Below are 17,537 nucleotides of genomic sequence, written 5' to 3' on the forward strand. Positions count from 1 at the left end.
CGGAATCGGGTTGAATGGACGGATGCGCTTCGATCGGAGCGCGGAGAGCGTGAGGTCCATGGCCCGCCGGAGTCCCTCGAGCGACGCGCAGCCCTCGGCCGCGCCCGCCCCGCAGGAGACCGCCGAGGCCGCGGAGACCGCCGCGCAGGAGCCGTTCTCCGAGCAGGACATCCGTGCGCTCGTCGGCACCGCCGCGTTCGAGAAGGGCACCGTCTACGCCGACGAGGGCCGGGTCGGCGAGCTGCAGTGGTTCGGCGGCCGAACTCGCCTCTTCGGCCAGGTCCGCGGATCCGCGCGCTCGCCCTACGCCGTCAGCGTGCAGCTGCGCGAGGACGCCGGCCGCTCGATCCTCCTCGGCGGCGCCTGCAGCTGCCCGGTCAAGCACGAGTGCAAGCACGTGGCGGCGGTGCTCGTCGAGGCCCTGCGCCGCGAGCGCGAGGGCGGCCTCGCCGGCCCGTTCGCGGGCGAGACCGGCGCCGACGCGGTCCCGGAGTGGCGCAGCGCGCTGGCACCGCTGCTCGCGGGCATGGAGCGGGCGCGCTCCGGCATCCCGCTCGGCCTGCAGTTCGAGCTCCTCCCCGGCGAGCCCGTGCGGCGCCCGCCCGGCCGTTACAACAGCTACCGGCCGCCGCCCGAGCCGCGCCCGCGACTGGGCGTGCGCCCGGTGCGGATGGGCGACCGCGACCGCTGGGTCCGCACCGGCACCAGCTGGCGCGACCTCGGCTACCTGCACTACAGCCACGACTACGACGAGCGCCAGATCGACGTCGTCCGCGAGATTCAGGGGCTTCTCTCGGGGCACAGCGCCTCGAGCTACTACTCGCCCGACACCTGGCTCTACCTCGACGGCTGCCGGAGCGAGGCCATCTGGGCCGCTCTGCACGGCGCGGTCCGCGCGGGCATCGGCCTGGTCATGGGCGACCGCGACCAGACCCCGCTGCGGATCCTCGACACCACGGCGACCGCCTCCATCGACGTCACCCGCACATCGACCGGCCTCGAGCTGCGCTCGCTCATCGCGATCGGCGACAGCCCCGCACCCGAGGAGTTCGGCTTCATCGGCGACCCCGCGGTCGGCCTCTACCTCTGGGAGCCCGGCGACGAGCTGCGAGCGCGCCCCGTCACCCTCGTGCCGTTCGCGGCTCCGCTGCTCTCCTCCGCCCGCACGTTCCTCTGGAGCCGCGAGCCCATCCGCATCCCGGCGCAGGAGGAGGCGGCGTTCCTCACCGAGCACTACCAGCGCCTGCACCGCCTGTTCGCGGTCGTCTCGCGCGACGACTCCTTCGAGGCCCCCGCGGTGCCCGAGCCGCGCCTCGGCCTGACGCTCGAGCACACCGACGGTGCGGGACTCCGCGGCTCGTGGTGGTGGCGCTACGGCGTCGAGGGCGCCCGCGGCGGCGACGCCGAGCGCCTGCCGCTGCGGCTGGACGACGAGACCGGCTACCGCGATCCCGAGGCGGAGCAGCGGATCCTCGACTCGCTCGGTGCGGCCGGCATCGACCCCGAGGCGACTCCCGCCCTCGTCTCGCCCTCGAGCAGGCGGCTGCGCCCGACCTTCGACCTGCGCGGCATGGCCACCGTGGGCTTCCTCACCGGCGAGGTGGAGCGCCTGCGCGAGCTCGGCACGGTCGAGATCGAGGAGATCGGCGAGCGCGTCGAGTACCGCGAGGCCGAGACCGCGCCCGTCGTCGCCGTGCAGACCGTGGCCCAGCCCGACAGCCGCGACTGGTTCAACCTCGAGATCTCGGTCACCGTCAATGACGAGGCCGTGCCGCTCGCCGAGATCTTCCTCGCCCTGGCCCGCGGCGACGAGTACATGGTGCTGCCCAGCGGCGTCTACTTCGCCCTCGACGACGAGCGCTTCGGGCGGCTGCGCGAGCTCATCGCCGAGGCGCGCGAGCTCTCGGACGACCCGGGCGAGACGCTGCGCATCAGCCGATTCCAGTCCTCCCTGTGGGACGAGCTCGTCGAGCTCGGTGTCGTCGAGGCGCAGGCCGCCGCGTGGCGCCGCGCCGTCGAGGGCCTCTCGGGCTTCACCGCCACCGGTGCGCTCGAGTCGCGCCCCCTGCCCGACGGTTTCCAGGTCGAGCTCCGGCCCTACCAGCAGCTCGGCTACGACTGGCTGTCGTTCCTCTACGACAACCAGCTCGGCGGCGTGCTCGCCGACGACATGGGCCTCGGCAAGACCGTGCAGTCCCTCGCCCTCATCGCCCGCGCGATGCAGGAGCAGCGGGCCGCTGCGGGCGACGCGGGCACCTCCCCGCGCCCCTTCCTGGTCGTCGCGCCGACGAGCGTCGTGCCCAACTGGGTCGGCGAGGCGAAGCGGTTCGCACCGGGGCTCACGGTCGTCGGCATCGACGAGACGTCGAAGAAGAAGCGCCGCGCCCTCACGAGCACGATCGGCGAGGCCGAGCTCGTCGTCACCTCCTACGCCCTCTTCCGCCTCGACTACGAGTCCTACGCGGGCATCCAGTGGGCCGGTCTCATGCTGGACGAGGCGCAGTTCGTCAAGAACCGGCAGTCGGCGACGCACCAGCTCGCCCGCCGCCTCGATGTGCCGTTCAAGCTCGCCATCACGGGCACGCCGATGGAGAACAACGTGATGGAGCTGTGGTCGCTGCTCTCCATCGTGGCTCCGGGCCTCTTCCCCTCGCCGGCCGGCTTCGCCGAGTACTACCAGAAGCCGATCGAGCGGGAGGCCGACACCGAGCGCCTCACGCAGCTGCGCCGCCGCATCCGCCCGCTGATGCTGCGCCGCACGAAGGAGCTCGTCGCCACGGAGCTGCCGCCCAAGCAGGAGCAGACCATCGAGGTCGAGCTCGGTGCGCGCCAGCGGAAGGTCTACGACACCTACCTCGCCCGGGAGCGGCAGCGCGTGCTCGGCCTGATCGGCGACTTCGAGAAGAACCGCTTCGCGATCTTCCGGGCGCTCACGGTGCTCCGCCAGGTCGCGCTGGACGCCGCGCTCGTCGACGAGGCGCACGCCACCGTGCCCTCGACCAAGCTCGACCTGCTCGACGAGCTGCTCGCGGATGCGCTCTCCGAGGGCCACCGCGTGCTGGTCTTCAGCCAGTTCACCCGCTTCCTCGGCCGCGTGCGCGACCGCCTCGACGGGGCGGGGATCGAGTACGCCTACCTCGACGGCGCGACGAAGAAGCGCGACGAGGTCATCGACCGCTTTCGCTCGGGCGAGGCGGGCGTGTTCCTCATCTCGCTGAAGGCGGGCGGCTTCGGCCTCAACCTCACCGAGGCCGACTACTGCATCCTGCTCGACCCGTGGTGGAACCCGGCGACGGAGTCGCAGGCCGTCGACCGCGCGCACCGCATCGGCCAGACCCGCTCGGTGATGGTCTACCGCCTCGTGGCGAAGGACACGATCGAGGAGAAGGTCATGGCGCTCAAGGAGGCGAAGGCCGCCCTGTTCGCCGCGGTCATGTCGGACGACGGAGCGGCGTCAGCCGGCGGCATCACGGCCGAGGACGTGCGGGAGCTGCTGGGCTGACCCGCGCGCTCGTCAGCGCTGACCCGCGCGCTCGTGTCAGCGCGAGGCCTGCTCCGCGGCCTCGCGCGCGGTGCGGACCGCGTGCACGACGTCGGCCGCGCGGCGACCGACCGCGGTGGCGGCGCGGAGCGACGGCGCTCGGTGCGGGTGCACGAGGCGCTGAGCGGCGGTGCAGGGCAGGCAGAACGCGCCGGCGACTCCCGCGTCGATGCCCTCGAGGCCGCCGTCGTCCCTCCCGAAGACCAGCTCGCGGGCCTCGCGGGCGAGCGCCTCGGGCAGGTCGGCCTCGCCGATCGGGAGGTGGAGCGCCCAGAGCAGCGTCGCGGCCGCGATCCGGCCGGGCAGCGGACGCCCCAGATGCGAGGCGGCGAGCTCGCCGAAGAAGTCGGCGTGGCGCTCGAGGATCCCGCTGACGGCCTCCGCGAGGCGCTCCATCTCGGGGTGCAGCGAGAGCCGTGCGAGGCGGCGGTAGGCGTGCAGCGCGATGTGGGAGTCGACCGCGAGTACGAGCGCGACCGGCCCGGGCAGGAGCCGCGCGACGCGGGCGCGCAGGGCCGACGGAGCGGCGACCGGCTCCGGCGGCGCCGTCTCGACGCCGCGGATGCGCGGCGAGGCGGTCAGCACGTCGCCGAGCGCGTCGGCGATGCGGTGCCGCTCGGCGGCCCAGGCGCTCGCGAAGCCGCGGACCCGGGCGTCCGGGTGCGTCCGTGCGACGGGCAGGACGCGCGCGATCACCGCGTGCTCGAGAGCGCGGAGGTAGGCGGTGGCGACGATCGCCTCGCGGTCGAGCGGCACGTCCTCGAACTCCCGGATCGAGAAGTCCTCCCGGAGGCTGCCGTGGGCGCTCCTGCTGTAGCTCTCGACGTCGAACGGCTCCGCGATGCCCATGACCCCGCCTCTCCTGCCGACGGCGTCGACGCTACCCCTCATCCTCCGCCGCCCGCTCGACGGGATCCTGGGAAACGACGGAACGCGCGGCGCCGGGCGCGAGTCGGGTCGCGGGCGCGCGTCCTGGAAGACTGGTGCGGCGCGCCGACCGGTGCGGGATCGGGGACCGGATGAACGCGCGCCTGCCGGCGATCGGCGCCGTGGTCCTCGCCGCCGTCTGCTTCGGCACCACCGGAACCGCTCAGGCGCTGGGAGCCGAGGGACTCGATCCGCTCCTGCTCGGGGCCGCGCGCATCGTCCTCGGCGGTGCGCTGCTGGCGCTGCTCCTCGGCGTCGAGACCGCCCGGTCGCGTCGGGTCGCGCGGCCCTCCGCTGCGGTGCTCGTCCTCGTGCTGCTCGGGGCCGCGGGAGTCGCGGCGTACCAGCCCGCGTTCTTCACCGGCACGGCCGAGAACGGAGTGGCCGTCGGCACGATCGTGGCGCTGGGCTCCGCGCCGGCGTTCACCGGGCTGCTCGAATGGCTCGTGCTGCGCACCGCGCCCAGCCGGCGCTGGTTCGCGTCGACCGCGCTGGCGGCCGTCGGCGTGGTGCTGCTCGCGGGGCTCGTCACGGGCGGCGGATCCGCGGGCGTCTCGGTGCCGGGGCTGCTCGGCTCCGCGGGCGCGGGCGCCTCCTACGCCCTCTACGCCGTCTGCGGCAAGCTGCTGCTCGAGCGCAGGTTCACGCCCGCGGCGGCGATGGGGTCGCAGTTCGGGGTCGCCGCGCTGCTCTCGCTGCCGGTGCTGCTCGCGGGCGATGCGAGCAGGCTGGGCCCGGCACTCCCCGCCGTCCTCTGGCTCGGCGTCGTGACGGTGGCGATCGCCTACACCTTCTTCGCGCGGGGCCTCCGGGTCCTGCCCGCCGCGACCGTGTCGACCCTGACCCTCGTCGAGCCCGCGACGGCGACCCTCCTGGGCGTCGCGCTGCTCGGCGAGCTCCTCACGCCCGACGCCGTCCTCGGAGTGGCGGTGCTCGTCGCCGCGGTGCTCCTGCTGGCCGTGCCCGGCCGCCGTCGCGTAAGAGCGCTCGGGCGCTGACCGGGCCCGCCCGCACCTCTTCCCGCGAGACGTCTCCTCGACGGTCAGACGGACGGCTGGGGCGGAGCGGTGGCGGTGGCCCCCGTGCTCAGGCGCAGTCCGACTTCGGAGCCCTTGACGACCGACGTCCCCGCTGCGGGTTCCGTCAGCGCGACCTGTCCCGTCGGCACCTCCGAGTCGATCTGGGCGGTGTCGCCGACCATCAGGCCGGCCGCTCGGAGCGCGCTCGTCGCCGCGTCGACGCTGCGACCGGACACGTCGGGGACGGTCACCCGCGGTGCGGTCAGGAAGGACTCGTCCGCGCGGGTGAAAGCGCGGCCGCCGTAGGCGTCGTCGTACGCCGCCATCACCGGATTCCAGATCCGATGGCGCGCGAGGATCGCGGACCCGCTGTCGAAGTCGATCGAGTCCAGCGCCATCCGGTCGCCCGCGGGGTTCAACGGCGAGATGCTGCCGACCCACACGGCCAGCGCGACCTCGGTGGAGGCGCCGAGAGTCCACCCGTCCGCCGCCGCATCGGTCGTCCCGGTCTTGGTGATGTGCTCGGTGCCGTCCCCCGGGCTCGCGGCCGCGCCGGTCCCCTGCGACGTGACCTGGAGGAGGGCGTACTGAGTCGCGTGGGCGACGTCGGAGCCCATCGAGCGAGTGCAGCTGGATTCGGGTGCGGCGATGTCCTGTCCGTCGGGGCCCACGATCGAGTCGATCGCGACGGCCGAGCAGGTGACTCCGTCGTTCGCGATGCCGGCGTAGGCGACGGCCATCGTGAGCGGGGCGATCTCGTTCGTGCCGAGCACGGTCGCCGGCGACTTGAGGAGCGCCGTGGCGTCGGCCCGGTGCACGCCGAACGCCTCGGCCGTCTCGCGGATCGCGCAGAGATCGAGCAGGTGCGCCATCCCGATGAATCCGGTGTTGATGGACTGGATCGTCGACTCGAGCGCGTTCAGCGAGTCGGGGAAGATCTGCCCGCCGTTGTTCTGCGGATTGAAGGAGGCGTAGTTCTGCGTCCCGTCGCAGCTGTCGCGGAAGCCGGTCCAGTTCTGGTTCCGCGCGTCGAACTGCTCGAGCAGCGTGTGGTCGTTCTCCAGCCACTCGATGAGGGTGAAGACCTTGTAGGTCGAACCCGTCTGGAAGCCGTTTCCGCCCCCGTAGGCCGCATCGACGTTCAGATTGATCGCGGAGTACTCGCCGCCGTCCTCCGACGCGATCTGCTCGGGATCCTGGCTGTAGCGCTTGTTCTGCACCATCGAGAGGATGCGCCCGGTCCCGGTCTCGACCCCGACCGCTGCGGCACCGACGTCGAAGCGGGGATCCGTCGCGGGGACCTGCTCGGACATGACATCGGCCGAGCGCTCCTGCATCGCGAGGTCGATCGTCGTGTAGACCTTGAGTCCGCCGCGCTTCACCGCCGCATACCGCTCGTCGTCGGTGTCGCCGAGCGCGCGGTCGTTCCGCAGCACGTGCGAGACGTAGTCGCAGAAGTACGCCGCGTCCCCCGCGGTCTGGCAGCCGGTCGACGGCGGGGTGATACGTGGCTGGAGCACCTCCTCGACGGCGGCGTCGTGCACAGCGGCGTCGATCCTCCCGTACTCGAGCATGCGATCGAGGATGTAGTCGCGGCGGGCGGTGGTCAGTGCGTAGCCGTTCGCCTCGCCGTTGTCCGCATCGTCCGGACGGTCGAAGCGGAACTTCTCGGGATTGTTCACGATGGCCAGGAGCGCGGCGGACTGCCCCACCGTGAGGTCGGCGGCCGGGACGCCGTAGTAGTACTCGGCCGCAGCCTCGATGCCGTAGACCGTCCCTCCGAACAGGGCGATGTTGAGATAGCCGAGCAGGATGTCGTCCTTCGAGTACTCCTTCTCGAGTCCGATCGCGAGGCGCATCTCCCGGAGCTTGCGCTCCGGTGTCGTCGCCGTGGCGTCGGCGTAGGCCTTCTCGCGATCCGCCTCATCGCTGATCGTCTCGGCCTTCTGCACCAGCACGTTCTTGACGTACTGCTGGGTGATCGACGACCCGCCCTGCGTCTCGCTGTTCAGGACGTAGGTGCTCGCGATCGCGCGCAGGGTGCCCTGGAGGTCGATGCCGCCGTGGTCGAAGAACCGCGGATCCTCGCTGGCGACGAGCGCGTCCTTGACGGAATCGGCGATGCGGTCCGACGAGACCTCGATGCGGTTCTGGTCGTAGAAGGAGGCGAGGAGTGTCGGATCCTCCGGGTCGCCGGCGTAGACGTCGGTCTTCTGCATGAGCGCCCCGACCTCGAGGTAGCTCGGCAGCGACTGGAACGCCGAGATCGTCCCGGAGGTCGCCGCCCCGGTCAGGGCGACGGCAGGGGCGACCGCGAGGGTCGCCAGCAGGCCGGCGAGGACGCTGACGATGACGAATCCGAACAGCGCGCCGAGGGCTCCGTGGACGGTTCGACGGGGCTGGAAGACGGGGACGTTCGGTCGCTTCAGGATTGATCCTCTCGCTGCACCAGCACTGTAGGCGAGGTTCCCGGTCGCATCGCGGAGGCGCGCTGCGCGTCGGTCGCGGTGCGGAGGAGCCGTCGTCGCGAGGTCATCGGCCCGAGGTCACCGTCCCACGTCACTGTCCGATCAGATCGCCGTTCAGATCCGAGATGTCGCTCGAGTTCGCGGGGGGCTCGCCCGAGCTGACCTGCAGGGGGATCACGGTCCCGGTGAGGACGTCCTCCTCGGCGCTGGGGGTGGTCGAGACGACCGAGCCCGCGGGCACGGAGGACGACTGCACGACCTCGTTGCGGCCGACGGTGAAGCCGGCGGCGGTCAGCGTCGCGGTGGCCGCCTCGACGGTCTGGCCGGTCACGTCGGGGACGGACGAGACGGTGCCGCGGCGGGGCGAGGAGGCGAGCATCGACGTGGGCGGGTCGGTGAAGTCGTCCCCGCCGTACTTCGCGTCGATCGCGGCCATGATCGGCCGGAAGATCACGTGGCGGGCGTTCGAGGCGCGGACCGTGCCCTCGGTCCCGGTGAGGCTCAGCTGGCGCAGGCTGACCTTCGAGCCGTTCGCACGACCCTTGGTGCTGCCGACCCACACCGCGAGCGAGACGGCACGGCTCGCCCCGGCCGTCCACACGTCCGCGGCGTCGTCCGTAGTGCCGGTCTTGCCGATGTGCTCGATGCCGTTGTACGGGTTCGACGCCTGACCGGTGCCCGAGGTCATCACGCGCTGCATCGCGTACTGCATGCCGTGCGCCACGTCCGCCGAGACGGCCGCGGAGCAGTCAGCCGAGGGGACGGCCACCGCCGCGCCGTTCGCGTCGGTGATCCGGTCGATCACGACGGCCGAGCAGGCGACGCCGTCGTTGGCGATCCCCGCGTACGCGACCGCCATCGTCAGCGGCGCGATCTCGTTGGTGCCGAGCACGAACGCCGGTCCGTTGCGCAGCTCCGTGCCATCGGCGCGGTGCACGCCGAACGACTCCGCGGTGGTGCGGATGTCGCACAGATCGAGCTCGTGGGCCATGCCCATGAAGCCCGTGTTGATCGAGTTCGCCGTCGCGGTCAGCGCGGTCATCGACGAGGCGTTCTCGGAGGCGACGTCGTTGCGGGGTGCGAAGCGGGAGCCGGCGTAGAAACCGTCGTTCGCGATGTTGCACTTCTGCGAGTAGCCGGAGAAGCCGCCGGTCGGCGACGGGAACGACTCGTTGACGGTGTGGCCGGCGCGCAGCCACTCCGCGAGGGTGAACACCTTGAACGTCGACCCGGTCTGGACTCCCGTGCCGCCGCCCATGTCCGCGTCGACGTTGAGGTTGATCGCCGAGTACTCGGGGCTCGTCGCGATGACCTCGGGGTCCTGGCTGTAACGGGTGTTCTGCACCATCGAGAGGACGCGTCCGGTGCCGGCCTGCACCGAGGCGGCGGTCGCGCCGACGGCGAAGCGCGGGTCGGTCGCGGGGACGTAGGCGCTGAGCGACTCCTGGGAGGCGCTCTGGATGTCGAGGTCGAGCGTGGTCACGACATCGAAGCCGCCCTGGCGGATGCGCTGGTAGCGCTCGTCGTCGGTGGCTCCGAAGACCTCGTCGTTGCGGAGCACGTTGAGCACGTAGTCGCAGAAGTACGCGGCGTCGCCCGCGGTCGCGCAGCCCGTCGAGGGCTGCGTGATGTTCGGGGTGATCGGCTCCGCGATCGCGGCGTCGTAGGTCGCCTGGTCGATCTTCCCGTACTTCAGCTCCTCGCCGAGGATGTAGTCGCGGCGCTCCTTGGTCACGGCGTAGCCGTTGGCGGCGCCGTTCACCTCGCTCGAGGGGTCGTCGAACCGGAACTTCTCGGGATTGTTGACGATCGCGAGCAGCGCCGCCGCCTGGGAGGTCGAGAGCTGGCTCGCCGGGATGCCGTAGTAGTAGTTCGCAGCGGCCTCGATCCCGTAGACGGTGCCGCCGAAGAGGGCGATGTTGAGGTAGCCGAGGAGGATGTCGTCCTTCGAGTACTCCTTCTCGAGGCCGATCGCGAGGCGCATCTCCTTGAGCTTGCGCTCCGGCGTCGGCGCGGTGGCGACCTTGTACGCCGCGGCGCGCTCGGCCTCGTCGGCGATCGACTCCGCCTTCTGCACCAGCACGTTCTTGACGTACTGCTGGGTGATCGAGGAGCCGCCCTGGAGGTCGTCGCCCGAGAGGGTCACGGCAAGGGCGCGCAGGGTGCCCTGGACGTCGATCCCGCCGTGCTCGTAGAAGCGCGGGTCCTCACCGGCGACGGCGGCGTCCTTGGCGGTCTGCGCCACCTCGTCCCAACCGACCTCGACGCGGTTCTGGTCGTAGACGGAGGCGAGGAGCGTGGTGCCGTCGCCCGCGAAGATGTTGGTGCGCTGCATGGTCTGGCCGACGTCGAGGTAGCCGGGCAGGTTCTGGAACAACCCGATCGTGTTCGTCGTCGCGAGGCCCGTCAGCGCGAGCGCGGGGGTCACCCCGACCGTGATCAGGACCCCGGCGACCGCGCTCATGCCGATGAACCCCATGACGGCCCTCAACGACATCCCGAGCGGCCTGTCGGAGCGGCGGGACGCGGTGGGGAGAGCCATGGAGCGGAGGTCCTTTCGGCGCGGCGGACCGCGGTCTTCGGAGGGGGACGGGCGGCGCAGAGCCTCGCGGCCGTCGCGCGATGTCCCCCGTGAGAATGGTACGTGACCGGCCCCTCGCGCAGGGGTCCCCCGACAGGACGACATCCGCTCTGGCGGGGGATGTACAGCGGACGCTCCGAGCTGATAGCGGCAGGTGCGGATCGCCGTGGAGCGGCGCGGCGTCACAGGGCTTCCTCCGAGCCGATGCATCCGTATCGTGGGGGTGCGGGCCCTCGTGAGCACCGCACCAGCACCTCGACCCAGCACCACTCGGCACCAGCGCCGGCCCCGGGGCCCCGGGACGGCCCCTCCCCCCAGGAAGCACACACCATGGCACGCATCCACGACGACGTGACGCAGCTCGTCGGCAACACCCCGCTCGTCCGCATCAACCGCCTCTCGGGCGCCGAGAGCGCCACGGTGCTCGCGAAGCTCGAGTTCTACAACCCGGCGAACAGCGTGAAGGACCGCATCGGAGTCGCGATCGTCGACGCGGCCGAGGCCTCGGGAGAGCTGCCGCCGGGCGGCACCATCGTCGAGGGGACGAGCGGCAACACGGGCATCGCCCTGGCGCTCGTCGGCGCGGCGCGCGGCTACAGGGTGATCCTGACGATGCCCGAGACCATGTCGGTCGAGCGCCGGGTCCTGCTGCGCGCCTACGGGGCGGAGATCGTGCTCACCCCGGGCGGCGAGGGCATGCGCGGCGCGGTCGAGCGCGCTCAGGCGATCGTGGCCGAGACGCCCGGGGCGATCCTCGCGCGCCAGTTCGAGAACGCCGCGAACCCCGAGGTGCACCGCCGCACCACCGCCGAGGAGATCTGGAACGACACCGACGGCGAGGTCGACGTGTTCGTCGCCGGCATCGGCACGGGCGGCACCATCACCGGCGTCGGCCAGGTCCTCAAGGAGCGCAAGCCCGACGTGCAGATCATCGGCGTCGAGCCGATCGACTCGCCGCTGCTGACGCAGGGCACCGCCGGTCCGCACAAGATCCAGGGCATCGGGGCGAACTTCGTCCCGGCGAACCTCGACCGCGACGTCTACGACGAGATCATCGACGTCACCCTCGACGACTCGGTCCGCGTCGCCCGCGAGATGGCGGCGCAGGAGGGTGTCCTCGGCGGCATCTCCTCGGGCTCGATCATGTGGGCGGCGCTCGAGGTCGCGAAGCGGCCCGAGAACGCGGGGAAGACGATCGTCGCCATCGTGTGCGACTTCGGCGAGCGGTACATCTCGACCGTTCTGTACGAGGACCTCCGCAGCTGAGCCCCTCGGCAACCCGCCCCGGAGTGCTGACCCGGCTCCGGGAGGACGTGCGCAGCGCCCGAGTGCGCGATCCCGCCGCGCGCAGCTCGCTCGAGGTGCTGCTCTCGTACCCGGGTCTCCACGCCGTCTGGGCGCACCGCGTCGCGCACCGCTGGTGGCGGCGCGGCTTCCGCCTGCCGGCGCGACTGCTGTCGCAGCTGGCGCGGGCACTGACGGGGGTCGAGATCCATCCGGGCGCGGTGATCGGCCGCCGCCTCTTCATCGATCACGGCATGGGGGTCGTGATCGGCGAGACGGCGCGCATCGGCGACGACTGCCTGCTGTACCACGGGGTCACGCTCGGCGGGCGCTCGACCCGGCGTGAGCGCCGGCACCCGTCGATCGGCGACCGGGTCGTGCTGGGCGCGGGATCGGTCGTGCTCGGGCCGATCGTCCTCGGCTCCGACGTGAGCGTCGGCGCCAACGCGGTCGTCGTGAAGGATGCGGGCGACGGAGCGGTGCTGGTCGGGATCCCGGCCCGCGACCTCCGCGCACTCGGCCGCGCCGAGGAGTCGGTGGCCGACCCGGCGTTCTTCATCGATCCCGCGATGTACATCTGACCCGTCCCGGGGCCGCCGCTCAGTCGTCCGAGGGGTGCGCGATGCTCCGCGGCGAGCTCTTGATCCGGGCGAAGGCGTCGAGCGCGTGCGCCCGCGTCTCCTTGAGGTCGAGGATCGGCGCCGGGTAGTCCTCGCCCTCCGGAGTGAGGGTCTCGGCGAGCGTCCACGGCTCGTGGATCGCGGAGCCCTCCACGGAGGCCAGCTCGGGCACGTTCTTCCGCAGGTAGTCGCCGGCGGGATCGAACTTGTGCGACTGCGTCACCGGATTGAAGACGCGGAAGAACGGAGACGCGTCGGCGCCGGACCCGGCGACCCACTGCCAGTTGGCCGCGTTGCTCGCGGGATCCGCGTCGACGAGCGTGTCCCAGAACCACTCCTCGCCCACGCGCCAGTCGACGAGCATGTTCTTGATCAGGAACGAGGCCGTGACCATCCGGACGCGGTTGTGCATGTAGCCCGTCCGCCAGAGCTCGCGCATGCCGGCGTCCACGAGCGGATAGCCGGTGCGGCCCCGATGCCAGGCGTCGATGTCGTGCTGCGTCGCGTGCGCCCAGGGGAAGCGGTCGAAGCGGGTGTCGAAGTTGGCCGTCGCGAGATCGGGCCAGTGGAACAGCAGGTGGTAGCAGAACTCGCGCCACAGCACCTCCGAGGCGAAGCGCTCGCGCCCCTGCTCGTGGTGCGGTCCCTCGCCGCGCGACTCCACGACGGCCTGCCACACCTGGAACGGGCTGATCTCGCCCCAGCGCAGGTGCGCCGAGAGGTTCGAGGTGGCATCGTCGGCGGGTCGGTCGCGGCCGTCGGAGTAGTCGTCGAGCTGCTCGGCGATGAAGGCCCGCAACCGCTCGGCCGCCGCCTTCTCGCCCGGCACCCAGCGCTCGCGGAGCCCGCCCGCCCAGTCGGGTCGGGTCGGCAGCAGGCCCCAGTCGTCGAGCCGGTCGGACTCGACAGCCGAGGCGACTCCCTCGATCGAGCGCGGCCGGGGGAGCGGCGCGCGGGGCGCCTCCTTCTTCTTGCAGGCGCGGGCGAACGGCGTGTAGACGGAGTAGGGGCCGCCGCCGCCGGTCTGCACGGTCCACGGCTCGAACAGGAGCGATCCCTGGTGGCTCTCGGCCTCGGTGCCGAGCGAGCGGAGCCCCTCCTTCACCGCGGTGTCCACCGCGCGCTCCGCACCGCCGTACCGCCGGTTCCAGTGCACGGCGCCGGCACCGAGCTCCTCGGCGAGCTGCAGGATCACGGCCTCCGCGGGTCCGCGGCGCAGGATCAGCGTTCCGCCGATCGCGGAGAGGTCGTCGCGCAGCGCGCTGAGGCTGCCGTGCAGCCACCAGCGGGCAGCGCCGCCCAGCGGTCGGATGCCCGGCGACTCGTCATCGAGCACGTAGCAGACCGCGATCGGGGCGCCGCGATCAATCGCCGCACGCAGCGCGGGGTTGTCGGCCAGGCGGAGGTCGTCGCGGAGCCAGACGAGGGTCGGGGAGGAGGTGCTCATGGTCCCTCCATGATCCGCGAGGCCGCCCGCACCGCGAAGTGCTGGCCGCGCCGTCCGTGGAGTGCTAGCGGCGAGCGCGCCTGGGGAGGAGCGGCCCCCGCTCTCTTCCCGGTGCGGGGGTCAGGCGGAGGCGACGCCGGCGCGGAGCTTGTCGCAGAGTGCCGTCAGCTGCGCGAGCTCGTCGTCGTCGAGTGCGTCGCCGACGTGCTGCGAGATCGTCGTCATGTGGCGGAGCGCGACGGCGCGGAACAGGTCGTAGCCCTCGTCGGTGATCGCGATGACCGTGCCCCGGGCGTCGTTCGGATCCTCGCTCTTGCTGACGTAGCCGCGGCTCACGAGCCGGTCGATCAGGCGACTGACGCTGGGCTGGGTGAGCAGCACGTGCTTGTTGAGGTCGCGCAGCCGGGCACGGCGCTCGGGCTGACGCGTGAGGTTGAAGAGGACGTCGTACTCGTTGAGCGAGATCTCCTTGGACGGGAACTCGCTGCTGAGCGCCCGCATCACGTGCACCTGAGCGCGGAACAGCGCCTCCCAGGCGGCGACAGCGCGTCTCGAACCCACCGGACCTCCTCCGTCGTGCCCAGGATACGGGGTCGCCGGTCCACGGCGAGCGCGACTGCGCGATCGGTACGGCGCCCGTGCCGTCGTCTCGGAGGCACCGCTCCGGAACGACAGAAGGCCGGCCGCTGAGGCGAGCGGCCGGCCTTCATTCCCTTGCACCAAGAGTGTCCTGCAATCACATTCGCGCTTCGCCGCCACAGCAAACGACTAACGCTCTTGAACTATATAACGGATCGATAACGCCGCAAGAGCCCATTTCCTGACACTTCCCTGAGCCCCGCATCCGCCCGCCGACCCCTACCGGAACGCGCGCCCGAACTCCTCCGTCCGGAGCCGCCGACCACCCCCGCGCCGCTCCTGGGGACGGCTTCTGACGGCGCGCCTGCTTCCGGCACCGAGGCGCGCTGGAGTTCCCACGAAGAGAGCGTTCTCGGCCTGCGGGAGCGGGCCGCCCACCAGCCTCCCGTCCGAGGAGGCCGCCGGTGCGACCGCACGTCCGTCGCACGGTGCCGGCGAAGCCGCACCTCGTCCAGACCGTGCCGGCGAAGCCGCACCTCAGGCGTCGCGCCTCGACCAGCCGCCCGTCTCGAAGGCGATGGGCGAGAAACGCGTGCGAGCGTTTCGAGCGAGCCGTAGGCACCCCGCTCCCTGGAACGCGCCTCGTCGCGAAGCCGACCGCGGTTGAGGGAGCGGCGCTCGCGCTCCCTCAACGAACAAGCACAGCCCGACCGCGGATCGAGGAGCGCTTGCGCTCCTCGATCAGAACAGATCAGGACTCGGGGTGGACGCGTACCGGATGGCGACGTCGGCGTGGCGGTCGAAGCGGTAGCCGACGCCGCGGACGGTTCGGACGATGTCCTCGTAGCGGCCGAGCTTGGCGCGGAGGCGGCGGACGTGGACGTCGATGGTGCGCTCGTTGGGGGCGTCGTCGTCGGCGGCTCCCCAGAGGGAGGCGATGAGCTCGGCGCGCTCGATGGTGCGGCCCTCGCGGAGGACGAGGTACTGCAGCAGCTCGAACTCCTTGTAGGTGAGGGCGGTGGTCTCGTCGTCGAGGATGACGCGCTTGCGGGAGATGTCGACGACGACTCCGCCGGGTGCGCGGTCGAGGTCGGGCTCGGCGTCGGCGCGGCGCTTGGCGACGGCGGCCGGGTCCTGGAGGGCGAGGCGGACGACGTCCACGTCGCGGCCGCCGGCGCCCTGGGGGGCGAGGGCGACGGAGGCGTAGGTCTCGGCGTCGGGGGCGAGGAGGGCGGTGACGCGCTTGAGCTCCTCGACGAGGCGGCCGAGGTCGACTCCGGCGGCACGGGCCTTGGCCTCGTCGATGCCGACGTAGAGGGCGAAGCCGCGGGCCTCGGTGCCCTGGGGCACGGCGCGGAGGCGGGGGGTGGTCGGGGTGCTCTCGGGAGCGGCCTGGAGGCGGGGGGTCTCGAGGGCGGCGGGAGCGGGGACGGTGCGAGCGTGGAGGAGGGACATGGCGAATCCTTGGGGCTGGTCGGATCCGGGACGAGTGTCCGGGAGAGCGGATCCGGGTGTGCGCTGCGGTGCCGGCGGCCGCGTGGTGCGGTCCGGCTGGGGCGGATGAAGTGCATCCGAGGGGTTCACCGCGCCTGCGACGCCGAGCCGATCGGACGGGGCGTGGAGCCCGGTCAGGAGGATCGGAGGGCGGAGGCTGTGCGGGAACCCGGCGAGGTCAGTGCCTCACGCACACATTCGACAACACATGACGAGGCCGCCGGCCATCATCATGCCGGCATCCCCGATGGCCTCAAGGGAGGTCAGGGCGAGCGCGTTGTCAGTCATGGGGGAAAGTAAAGCGGACTGTGACGGACCGAGTCAACAGATTTCGGGTCGGCGTCCAGGATCCGGCGCGGGATCGGCTCCTCCGGGCGCGTCGCGGCACCCGGAGGGGGGACGGTCAGCCGGCGAGGCCGTAGAGGCGGTCGCCGGCGTCGCCCAGGCCGGGCACGATGTAGCCGAGCTCGTTCAGGTGGTCGTCGAGCGCGCCCAGGACGATGGTCACCTCGCGACCCTCGAACGCCTTCTCGACGGCGGCGAGGCCCTCGGGCGCGGCGAGCAGGCAGACGGCCGTGACGTCGACGGCTCCGCGGTCGAAGAGGAACCTGATCGCCGCGATGAGCGACCCTCCGGTCGCGAGCATCGGGTCCAGGACGAAGCACTGGCGGTTCGAGAGGTCGTCGGGCAGGCGCTCGGCGTAGGTGGTGGGCTCGAGCGTCTCCTCGTTGCGCGCCATGCCGAGGAAGCCGACCTCGGCGGTCGGGATCAGCTTGACCATGCCCTCGAGCATGCCGAGGCCCGCGCGGAGGATCGGGACCACGAGCGGCTGCGGGTCGCTGAGCGCGAGACCGGTGGTCTGCGTGACGGGGGTCTCGATCGTCACGGTCCTGGTGCGGACGCCGCGCGTCGCCTCGTAGGCGAGCAGGGTCATCAGCTCCTCGGCGAGCTGCCGGAAGGTGGGGGAGGGGGTGCGCTTGTCGCGCAGCACGGTGAGCTTGTGCGTGATCAGCGGGTGGTCGGCTACGTGGACGCGCATAAGCTCAATCTACTTCCCGGTCCGAGCACGGCCGGACCGGACGCGGGCACGAGGGGGCGCGATGCGCGACAGCGACCTGCGCCTCCCCTCCGCCGCCGACGAGTGGATGGGTCTCGCGCTCGACGAGGCCCGGCGCGCCGCGGGCTGGGGCGATGTGCCGGTCGGTGCCGTGGTGGTCGACTCCGACGGCCGCGTCGTCGGGCGGGGACGCAACGAGCGCGAGCTGCGCACCGATCCGACCGCGCACGCCGAGGTGGTGGCGCTGCGGGACGCGGCGGCCGCCCTGGGCGACTGGCAGCTCACGGGCTGCACGCTCGTCGTGACGCTCGAGCCGTGCGTGATGTGCGCGGGAGCGATCCTGGCCGCTCGCGTCGAGCGCGTCGTGTTCGGGGCGTGGGACGAGAAGGCGGGGGCGGTGGGTTCGCTGCACGACCTCCTCCGCGATCGGCGGCACACCTGGACGACCGAGGTCTACCCGGGGCTCCGCGCCGAGGAGAGCACGCGGCTGCTGCTCGACTTCTTCCGCGCGCGGCGCTGA

Annotated in this window: 12 protein-coding genes; 5 read left to right on the forward strand and 7 right to left on the reverse strand. The window is 72.1% G+C overall.

Features of this window, described 5'->3' with window-relative positions; genetic code table 11:
• The first annotated feature begins 58 nt into the window (after positions 1-58).
• Entirely contained in the window at positions 59-3,502 is a 3,444-nt protein-coding gene (locus tag ASF48_RS09735; protein ID WP_055790360.1) for a DEAD/DEAH box helicase, read from the forward strand.
• A gap of 36 nt (positions 3,503-3,538) precedes the next feature.
• On the opposite strand, the gene ASF48_RS09740 is transcribed toward ASF48_RS09735, so the two are convergent.
• Positions 3,539-4,390 (reverse strand): hypothetical protein, encoded by an 852-nt coding sequence (locus ASF48_RS09740; RefSeq protein ID WP_055790364.1) that lies wholly within the window; start codon positions 4,388-4,390, stop codon positions 3,539-3,541.
• A 170-nt stretch (positions 4,391-4,560) separates the two neighbouring features.
• Here ASF48_RS09740 and ASF48_RS09745 point away from each other — a divergent pair, with 170 nt between their 5' ends.
• Positions 4,561-5,466 (forward strand): DMT family transporter, encoded by a 906-nt coding sequence (locus tag ASF48_RS09745; RefSeq protein WP_055791508.1) that lies wholly within the window; start codon positions 4,561-4,563, stop codon positions 5,464-5,466.
• A 44-nt stretch (positions 5,467-5,510) separates the two neighbouring features.
• On the opposite strand, the gene ASF48_RS09750 is transcribed toward ASF48_RS09745, so the two are convergent.
• Together ASF48_RS09750 and ASF48_RS09755 are read right to left on the reverse strand one after the other, a co-directional pair.
• Positions 5,511-7,706 (reverse strand): transglycosylase domain-containing protein, encoded by a 2,196-nt coding sequence (locus tag ASF48_RS09750; protein ID WP_055790367.1) that lies wholly within the window; start codon positions 7,704-7,706, stop codon positions 5,511-5,513.
• A 340-nt stretch (positions 7,707-8,046) separates the two neighbouring features.
• Complete coding sequence (locus ASF48_RS09755; protein WP_162238033.1) at positions 8,047-10,497, reverse strand: transglycosylase domain-containing protein; 2,451 nt, start codon at positions 10,495-10,497, stop codon at positions 8,047-8,049.
• A 369-nt stretch (positions 10,498-10,866) separates the two neighbouring features.
• Between ASF48_RS09755 and cysK the strand changes: the two genes are divergently transcribed.
• Both cysK and epsC read left to right on the forward strand, forming a co-directional pair.
• On the forward strand, positions 10,867-11,802 hold the full coding sequence (cysK, locus tag ASF48_RS09760; RefSeq protein ID WP_055790372.1) for a cysteine synthase A: 936 nt from the start codon (positions 10,867-10,869) through the stop codon (positions 11,800-11,802).
• 47 nt (positions 11,803-11,849) lie between these two features.
• Positions 11,850-12,401 carry a serine O-acetyltransferase EpsC gene (epsC, locus tag ASF48_RS09765; RefSeq protein ID WP_235577226.1) on the forward strand — a complete coding sequence of 184 codons (552 nt, stop codon included), beginning with the start codon at positions 11,850-11,852 and terminating at the stop codon, positions 12,399-12,401.
• Positions 12,402-12,420: 19 nt separating this feature from the next.
• On the opposite strand, the gene ASF48_RS09770 is transcribed toward epsC, so the two are convergent.
• The 4 genes from ASF48_RS09770 to upp all read right to left on the reverse strand — a co-directional run bounded on the left by ASF48_RS09770 (position 12,421) and on the right by upp (position 16,999).
• A complete protein-coding gene (locus tag ASF48_RS09770) occupies positions 12,421-13,887 on the reverse strand; it encodes a cryptochrome/photolyase family protein (protein ID WP_055790377.1) in 1,467 nt (488 codons plus the stop codon).
• A gap of 120 nt (positions 13,888-14,007) precedes the next feature.
• Positions 14,008-14,388, reverse strand: coding sequence for a MarR family winged helix-turn-helix transcriptional regulator (locus ASF48_RS09775; protein ID WP_082481348.1), 381 nt, complete (start codon positions 14,386-14,388; stop codon positions 14,008-14,010).
• An 819-nt stretch (positions 14,389-15,207) separates the two neighbouring features.
• A complete protein-coding gene (locus ASF48_RS09780) occupies positions 15,208-15,921 on the reverse strand; it encodes a winged helix-turn-helix domain-containing protein (protein WP_055790383.1) in 714 nt (237 codons plus the stop codon).
• A gap of 442 nt (positions 15,922-16,363) precedes the next feature.
• Positions 16,364-16,999, reverse strand: coding sequence for a uracil phosphoribosyltransferase (upp, locus tag ASF48_RS09785; RefSeq protein ID WP_055790386.1), 636 nt, complete (start codon positions 16,997-16,999; stop codon positions 16,364-16,366).
• A 61-nt stretch (positions 17,000-17,060) separates the two neighbouring features.
• On the opposite strand from upp, the gene ASF48_RS09790 reads away from it, so the two are divergent.
• Positions 17,061-17,537 carry a nucleoside deaminase gene (locus ASF48_RS09790; RefSeq protein WP_055790389.1) on the forward strand — a complete coding sequence of 159 codons (477 nt, stop codon included), beginning with the start codon at positions 17,061-17,063 and terminating at the stop codon, positions 17,535-17,537.

This window comes from Rathayibacter sp. Leaf299 (genome assembly GCF_001423055.1).
GTDB lineage: Bacteria > Actinomycetota > Actinomycetes > Actinomycetales > Microbacteriaceae > Rathayibacter > Rathayibacter caricis.